This window comes from Nocardioides sp. Z21_20, from assembly GCF_059766585.1.
Genome location: NZ_JCBAJX010000025.1, coordinates 1 through 8,306 on the forward strand (window position 1 = coordinate 1; position 8,306 = coordinate 8,306).

Here is an 8,306-nt window from a genome sequence, read left to right on the forward strand (position 1 = left end):
GGGTGAGCCAGAAGATGGCTCCCGTCGTGCGACAGATCTACGACCAGATGCCCAACCCCAAGTGGGTGCTGGCGATGGGCGTGTGCGCGAGCAGTGGCGGCATGTTCAACAACTACGCGGTCGTGCAGGGCGTGGACCACATCGTCCCGGTCGACATGTACCTCCCCGGCTGCCCCCCGCGCCCGGAGATGCTGATCGACGCGATCCTCAAGCTCCACGAGCAGGTCAAGCACACCAAGATGGGCGTGAACCGCGCCAACGAGATCATCGAGCGCGAGAACGAGGGCCTGCGCGCCCTGCCGACCTCCGAGATGCGAGGGCTGCTGCGATGAGCGACGACAAGCGGGACGCCTCGGCTCCCGACCAGCCGGCGACCGAGCAGTCGCCGGAGAACTACCTCCCCGCCCAGGCGGGCGAGGTGGAGCGGATCGGCACCCGGGTCGGCATGTTCGGCGTGCGCGGCTCCGGCGACACCTCCGGCTACGGCGGGCTGGTGCGCCAGGTGGTGCTGCCCGGCCCGTCCGCGCGCCCCTACGGCGGCTGGTTCGACGAGGTGGCCGACGCGCTCGAGGCCCGGCTCTCCGCGGGCGGCGTCACCACCGCCATCGAGAAGGTCGTCGTGCACCGGCGCGAGATCACCTTCCACGTACGGCGCGAGGACATCGTGGCGGTCGCCACGGCACTGCGCGACGACCCGGCGCTGCGCTTCGAGTACGCCTCGGGCGTGAGCGGGGTGCACTACCCCGAGGACATCGGGCGCGAGCTGCACGCGGTCTACCACCTGCTCTCGATGACGTACAACCGCCGGATCCGGCTCGAGGTCAGCTGCCCCGACGCCGATCCGCACATCCCCTCGATCGTGGCCGTCTACCCGACGTTGGACTGGCACGAGCGCGAGGCCTGGGACTTCTTCGGGATCATCTTCGACGGACACCCGGCGCTGACCCGGATCCTGATGCCCGACGACTGGCCCGGGCACCCGCAGCGCAAGGACTACCCGCTGGGCGGCATCCCGGTGGAGTACAAGGGCGGCACCATCCCGCCGCCGGACCAGCGGAGGTCGTACAACTGATGAGCACCTCAGACACCACACGAAACGCGCCCGGCCACGGCGAGGACCTCTTCGCCGGAGCCAACGAGACCTCCCAGGGTCGCGTGTTCACCGTCACCGGCCAGGACTGGGACTCGCTGGTCCAGGACATCTCCAGCGAGGCCGCCGACGAGCGGGTCGTGGTCAACATGGGCCCGCAGCACCCGTCCACCCACGGCGTGCTCCGGCTGATCCTCGAGCTCGAGGGCGAGACGGTCACCGAGGCCCGCTGCGGCATCGGCTACCTGCACACGGGCATCGAGAAGAACATGGAGTTCCGCTCCTGGACCCAGGGCGTCACGTTCTGCACCCGGATGGACTACCTGTCGCCCTTCTACAACGAGGCGGCCTACGTGCTGGGCGTCGAGCGGCTGCTCGACATCGAGGACGACATCCCGGAGAAGGCCCAGGTGATGCGGGTCCTGCTGATGGAGCTCAACCGGATCTCCTCGCACCTGGTCGCGGTCGCCACCGGCGGCATGGAGCTCGGCGCGCTCACGGTGATGACGATGGGCTTCCGCGAGCGTGAGCTCGTGCTGCACCTGTTCGAGCTGATCACCGGCCTGCGGATGAACCACGCGTTCATCCGTCCCGGCGGCGTCGCCCAGGACATGCCCCCCGGCGCGCTCGACGAGATCCGCGACTTCATCGCGCTGATGAAGAAGCGGCTGCCCGAGTACGCGGCGCTGTGCAACGCCAACCCCATCTTCAAGGGGCGCCTGGAGGGCATCGGCCACCTCGACCTCGCCGGCTGCCTGGCGCTGGGCATCACCGGTCCGGTGCTGCGCTCCACCGGCTACGCCTGGGACCTGCGCAAGACCCAGCCCTACTGCGGCTACGAGACCTACGACTTCGACGTCCAGACCTGGGACACCGCGGACTCCTACGGGCGCTTCCGGATCCGGCTCAACGAGATGAGCGAGTCGCTGAAGATCATCGAGCAGTGCGCCGACCGGCTCGCCGGCCTCGAGGGCGCGCCGGTGATGATCGGCGACAAGAAGATCGCCTGGCCCAGCCAGCTCGCCATCGGCAGCGACGGGATGGGCAACAGCCTCGACCACATCCGCCACATCATGGGCGAGTCGATGGAGGCGCTGATCCACCACTTCAAGCTGGTGACCGAGGGCTTCAAGGTGCCGGCCGGCCAGGCCTACACCGCCGTCGAGTCGCCGCGCGGCGAGCTCGCGTGCCACGTCGTCTCCGACGGCGGCACCCGACCGTTCCGGGCGCACTTCCGCGACCCGTCGTTCACCAACCTGCAGGCGACCAGTGTGATGGCCGAGGGCGGCATGGTCGCCGACGTCATCGTGGCCATCGCCTCGATCGACCCCGTCATGGGAGGCGTGGACCGCTGATGCTCAGTCCAGAGACGTACGCCGAGCTCGAGCAGGTGGCCGCGCGATACCCGCAGCCGCGCTCAGGCCTGCTGCCGATGCTGCACCTCGTGCAGAGCGCCGAGGGACGGGTGACGGCCGAGGGGATCGAGGCCTGCGCCCAGATCCTCGGCATCACCGCCGCCGAGGTCAGCGGGGTCGCGACGTTCTACACGATGTACAAGCGCCGACCGGTGGGCGACTACCACGTCGGCGTGTGCACCAACACGCTGTGCGCGGTGATGGGCGGCGACCAGATCTTCGCCGACCTCAAGGAGCACCTCGACGTCGGCAACGACGAGACCACCGAGGACGGCAAGATCACCCTCGAGCACGTCGAGTGCAACGCGGCGTGCGACTACGCCCCGGTGGTGATGGTCAACTGGGAGTTCATGGACAACCAGACCCCCGAGTCCGCGCGCCAGCTGGTCGACGACCTGCGCGCCGGTAACGAGGTCCACTCCACCCGGGGACCGAAGCTGTGCACCTGGCGCGAGGCCGAGCGGGTGCTCGCCGGCTTCCCCGACGACCGTGCCGACGAGGGCCCGGCCGCCGGGCCCGCCTCGCTGGCCGGCCTCCAGGTCGCCCGTGAGCGGGGCTGGCGCGCGCCGTCGCCCAGCAGCGCCGGCACCCAGTCGCTGGAGACGTCCGCCACGGGCGCCAGCGAGCGCGCCGACACCTCGCGCGCCGAGTCGGAGACCAAGCTGGCCGAGTCGCCGGCAGACCTGCAGCACGACAAGGACAACAAGGCGGGGGAGGAGGCGAAGTGACCGACATGCTGACCCCGGTCCTCACCGACAACTGGGACGCCGACCGAAGCTGGACCCTGGAGTCCTACGAGGCCCACGACGGGTACGTCGGGCTGCGCAAGGCCCTGGCGATGACCCCCGACGACGTCATCTCCGCGGTTAAGGACTCCGGTCTGCGCGGCCGTGGCGGCGCGGGCTTCCCGACCGGCATGAAGTGGGGCTTCATCCCCCAGGACAACCCGAACCCGAAGTACCTCGTGGTCAACGCCGACGAGTCGGAGCCGGGCACCTGCAAGGACATCCCGCTGATGATGGCCAGCCCGCACACGCTCGTGGAGGGCGTGATCATCAGCTCCTACGCGATCCGGGCCAACACCGCGTTCATCTACGTGCGCGGCGAGGTCCTGCACGTGATCCGCCGGCTCCAGCGCGCGGTGCAGGAGGCCTACCTGGCCGGTCACCTCGGCAAGAACATCCACGGCAGCGGCTACGACCTCGACCTGATCGTGCACGCCGGCGCCGGTGCCTACATCTGCGGCGAGGAGACCGCCCTCCTCGACTCGCTCGAGGGGCGGCGCGGTCAACCGCGGCTGCGTCCGCCGTTCCCCGCGGTGGCCGGTCTCTACGCCAGCCCGACCGTGGTCAACAACGTGGAGTCCATCGCGTCGGTGCCCAGCATCGTGCGCAACGGGCCCGAGTGGTTCGCCTCGATGGGCACCGAGAAGTCCAAGGGCTACGTCATCTACTCCCTCTCCGGGCACGTGGCGCGCCCCGGGCAGTACGAGGCCCCGCTGGGGATCACCCTGCGCGAGCTGATCGACCTCGCCGGCGGGATGCGCGAGGGGCACGAGCTGAAGTTCTGGACCCCCGGTGGGTCCTCGACGCCGCTGCTGACCGCCGAGCACCTCGACATGCCGCTGGACTACGAGGCGGTCGGAGCGGCCGGCTCGATGCTCGGCACCCGCGCGCTGCAGATCTTCGACGAGACCGTGTGCGTGGTGCGCGCGGTGCTGCGCTGGACCGAGTTCTACAAGCACGAGTCCTGCGGCAAGTGCACCCCGTGCCGTGAGGGCACCTGGTGGCTCGCCCAGACCCTCGCGGCACTCGAGCGGGGACAGGGCACCGAGGACGACCTCGGGCTCCTCCTCGACCAGTGCGACAACATCCTGGGCCGCGCGTTCTGCGCGCTGGGCGACGGCGCGACCAGCCCGATCTCGTCGTCGATCCAGCACTTCCGCGACGAGTACCTCGCCCACCTGACCCACGGCGGCTGCCCCTTCGACCCCGCAGCCGCCACTGCCTTCGCGCCGAATCCGGCGCAGTCGGGAGCGCACGCATGACCACCACACCCGACCGGGCCGGCGTAGCCGACGACCTGGTCACCCTCACCGTCGACGGGGTCCAGGTCAGCGTCCCCAAGGACACCCTGGTGATCCGGGCAGCGGAGCAGATCGGGGTGCAGATCCCGCGGTTCTGCGACCACCCGCTGCTCGCGCCGGTCGGCGCCTGCCGCCAGTGCCTGGTCGAGGTCCCCGACGCGGGCAACGGCCGCGGCCTGCCCAAGCCGCAGGCCTCCTGCACGCTCCAGGTCGCCGACGGCATGGTCGTCAACACCCAGGCCACCAGCCCGGTCGCGGACAAGGCCCAGCAGGGGATCATGGAGTTCCTGCTGATCAACCACCCGCTGGACTGCCCGGTCTGCGACAAGGGCGGCGAGTGCCCCCTGCAGAACCAGGCGATGTCCAACGGCCGCGCCGAGTCGCGGTTCTCCGCCGGCGGCGGGGTCAAGCGCACCTTCCCCAAGCCGATCAACATCTCCGCGCAGGTCCTCCTCGACCGCGAGCGCTGCGTGCTCTGCGCGCGCTGCACCCGCTTCTCCGAGCAGATCGCCGGTGACCCGTTCATCGCGCTGATCGAGCGCGGCGCGCTGCAGCAGGTGGGCATCTACGAGAAGGAGCCCTTCGAGTCCTACTTCTCGGGCAACACCATCCAGATCTGCCCGGTCGGCGCGCTCACCAGCGCGGAGTACCGCTTCCGCTCGCGGCCCTTCGACCTGATCTCCACCCCCTCGATCGCCGAGCACGACGCCTGTGGCGCCGCGATCCGCGTCGACCACCGACGCGGCAAGGTGATGCGTCGCCTGGCCGGCAACGACCCGGAGGTGAACGAGGAGTGGATCACCGACAAGGACCGCTTCGCGTTCAACTACACCCGCACGCCTGACCGGCTCGCCTACCCGATGGTGCGCGACGCCGAGACCGGCGAGCTGCGCGCCGCCTCGTGGCCGGAGGCCTTCGAGGTCGCCGCCCGCGGACTGGCCGCAGCCGGCGCCTCGGCCGTGCTGACCGGCGGCCGGGTCACCGCCGAGGACGCCTACGCCTACAGCGCGTTCGCGCGGGTGGCGCTGGGCACCAACGACATCGACTTCCGCGCCCGGCCGCACTCGGCGGAGGAGGCGGCCTTCCTGGCCTCCCACGTCGCGCTCACCGGCCCCGGCGCCGGCGGCGTCACCTACGGCGACGTCGAGGGCTCGCGCACGGTCGTCCTGGCCGGCTTCGAGCCCGAGGACGAGGCCGGCACGCTCTTCCTGCGGCTGCGCAAGGCCAGCCGCAAGGGCACGCAGGTGATCAGCCTCGCGCCGTACACGAGCCGGGGGTCGCAGAAGCTCAACGCCCGCGTGGTGCCTACCGCGCCCGGCGAGGAGCCGGCCGCGCTGGCTGCGCTGGCCGGCGACGAGACCGCGGCGCTGGGCGCCGACAGCGTGATCCTGGTGGGGGAGCGGCTGGCCATCGTGCCCGGCGCTCTCACCGCCGCGCTCGAGCTGGCCCGCGTCACCGGCGCCAAGCTGGCCTGGATCCCGCGCCGGGCCGGCGACCGCGGCGCGCTCGAGGCCGGCTGCCTGCCCAACCTGCTGCCGGGCGGACGCCCGGTCGCTCAGGCCGACGCCCGAGTCGACGCCGCCACCGCGTGGGGCGTGGACCGGCTGCCCGAGGCCGAGGGCCGCGACGCCGACGCGATCGTCGCCGCGCTGCTCAGCGGTGAGCTCGGCGGCCTGGTCGTCGGCGGGGTGGACCCGCGCGACATGCCCGATCCCGAGGCGGCCCGCGCGGCCGTCGCGGCGGCCCGCTTCGTGGTCAGCCTCGAGCTGCGCGACACCGAGATCACCCGGGCCGCCGACGTGGTGTTCCCGGTCGCCGCGGTCACCAACAAGGCCGGCACGTTCGTCACCTGGGAGGGGCGCCCGCGCCCCTTCGACGCGGTCTTCTCCGACCCGCGCTCGCTGCCTGACCTGCGCGTGCTCGCGGGCATCGCCGAGGAGCTCGGCCGCCCGCTGGGCTTCCGCACCGTGCTCGACGTCCGCGCCCAGATGCAGCAGTTCGGCGCCTGGGACGGGGACCGCGCGGCGGCCCCGGCCACCGCGGCCGCCACCGCCGACCTCCCGGCGGCGGGCACCTTCGCCCTGGCCACCTGGAAGCAGCTGCTGGACAACGGCTCGATGCAGGACAACGACAAGTACCTCCATGCCACGGCCCGCCGCGCCGTCGCCCGCCTCCCGCGTGCGACGTACGGCGCGGTCGGCTCGACGGTCACCCTCACCGGCGACCGCGGCAGCGTCACCCTGCCGGCCGAGCCGGCCGACCTGCCCGACGGCGTGGTCTGGGTGCCGGGCAACTCCTTCGGCAACGGCGTCCTCGCCGACCTCGCCTCCGCGGGCAGCCGGGTCACCGTGAAGGGAGCAGACCAGTGATCTCGACCAGCGCGATCGTGCTGGCGGCCGAGGAGCCGCTCCAGCAGTTCGGCAGGGATCCGTGGTGGCTGATCATCACCAAGGTCGTCCTGATCTTCGTGGTGCTGCTGCTGCTGACCCTGTTCAACATCTGGTTCGAGCGGCGCGTCGTCGCTCGGATGCAGCACCGTCCCGGCCCCAACGTGAACGGCCCGTTCGGGCTGATGCAGTCGCTGGGCGACGCGATGAAGCTGATCTTCAAAGAAGACATCATCCCCAAGAACGTCGACAAGGTCGTCTTCCTGCTGGCGCCGGTGATCGTGGTGATCCCCGCGTTCGTGACGTTCGCGGTGGTGCCCTTCGGCCCTGAGGTCAAGCTGCCCTTCTCCGACCGGGTCACGCCGCTGCAGCTGACCGACATGCCGGTCGCGGTGCTCTTCGTGCTCGCGATCGCCTCGATCGGGATCTACGGCATCGTGCTCGGCGGCTGGTCCTCCGGCTCGCCCTACGCGCTGCTCGGCGGCCTGCGCTCCAGCGCCCAGATGATCTCCTACGAGGTCGCGATGGGCCTGGCGCTGGTGGCGGTCTTCCTCTACGCCGGCTCGATGTCGACCTCGGAGATCGTCGCCGCGCAGGACGACCTGTGGTTCGGGCTGATCCTCTTCCCGTCCTTTGCGATCTACGCGATCTCGATGGTCGGCGAGACCAACCGTGCGCCGTTCGACCTCCCCGAGGCCGAGGGCGAGCTGGTCGGCGGCTTCCACACCGAGTACTCCTCGATGAAGTTCGCGCTGTTCTTCCTCGCCGAGTACATCAACATGGCCACGGTCTCCGCGATCGCCACCACCCTGTTCCTCGGCGGCTGGCACGCGCCGTTCTGGATCGACGAGGTCTGGGCGGGTGCCAACGAGGGGTACTGGCCGCTGCTGTGGTTCCTCGGCAAGGTGCTGTTCTTCATCTTCATCTTCATCTGGCTGCGCGGCACCCTGCCCCGGCTGCGCTACGACCAGTTCATGGCGTTCGGCTGGAAGGTGCTGATCCCGGTCTCGCTGGTCTGGATCATCGCGGTCGCCACCGTGCGCGCCATCTCCCTGGAGGGCGGTGTGGACCGGCAGTACCTGCTGATCGGCATCGGCGTGCTCGCCGTCGCGATGATCGCGCTGTTCTTCGTCGGTGAGAAGGAGGACCCCGAAGCCGAGGAGATCGAGGCCAAGGAGCGCCTGGTCGTGAACACCGGCACCGGGTTCCCGGTGCCGCCGATGCCCGCCGGGGGTGCGGTCCGCGGTGCGGCCCGACCCCTGACCTTCGACAAGTCCGGTGACCCAGTCGGGTCGACGGCAGCCCGGACGGGTGAGGAGATCTGATGG

The 8,306-nt window shown here is 70.7% G+C and carries 7 protein-coding genes; all 7 read left to right on the forward strand.

The features are described 5' to 3' along the window. Positions 1 to 332: NADH-quinone oxidoreductase subunit B (locus tag AC6EH9_RS19885; RefSeq protein WP_498425421.1), on the forward strand; the 332-nt coding region annotated here is incomplete at its 5' end. Further along, on the forward strand, positions 329 to 1,072 hold the full coding sequence (locus tag AC6EH9_RS19890; RefSeq protein ID WP_498425422.1) for an NADH-quinone oxidoreductase subunit C: 744 nt from the start codon (positions 329 to 331) through the stop codon (positions 1,070 to 1,072). The genes AC6EH9_RS19885 and AC6EH9_RS19890, both read left to right, overlap by 4 nt. Continuing rightward, a complete protein-coding gene (locus tag AC6EH9_RS19895) occupies positions 1,072 to 2,445 on the forward strand; it encodes an NADH-quinone oxidoreductase subunit D (RefSeq protein ID WP_498425423.1) in 1,374 nt (457 codons plus the stop codon). Before AC6EH9_RS19890 ends, AC6EH9_RS19895 begins: the two co-directional genes overlap by 1 nt. Next, complete coding sequence (gene nuoE / locus AC6EH9_RS19900; RefSeq protein ID WP_498425424.1) at positions 2,445 to 3,233, forward strand: NADH-quinone oxidoreductase subunit NuoE; 789 nt, start codon at positions 2,445 to 2,447, stop codon at positions 3,231 to 3,233. Before AC6EH9_RS19895 ends, nuoE begins: the two co-directional genes overlap by 1 nt. Further along, positions 3,230 to 4,552 (forward strand): NADH-quinone oxidoreductase subunit NuoF, encoded by a 1,323-nt coding sequence (gene nuoF, locus AC6EH9_RS19905; RefSeq protein ID WP_498425425.1) that lies wholly within the window; start codon positions 3,230 to 3,232, stop codon positions 4,550 to 4,552. Before nuoE ends, nuoF begins: the two co-directional genes overlap by 4 nt. Continuing rightward, on the forward strand, positions 4,549 to 6,960 hold the full coding sequence (locus AC6EH9_RS19910; protein WP_498425426.1) for an NADH-quinone oxidoreductase subunit G: 2,412 nt from the start codon (positions 4,549 to 4,551) through the stop codon (positions 6,958 to 6,960). Before nuoF ends, AC6EH9_RS19910 begins: the two co-directional genes overlap by 4 nt. Beyond that, entirely contained in the window at positions 6,957 to 8,303 is a 1,347-nt protein-coding gene (gene nuoH, locus AC6EH9_RS19915) for an NADH-quinone oxidoreductase subunit NuoH (RefSeq protein WP_498425427.1), read from the forward strand. The genes AC6EH9_RS19910 and nuoH overlap by 4 nt, the downstream gene beginning before the upstream one ends. Positions 8,304 to 8,306 lie beyond the last annotated feature (3 nt).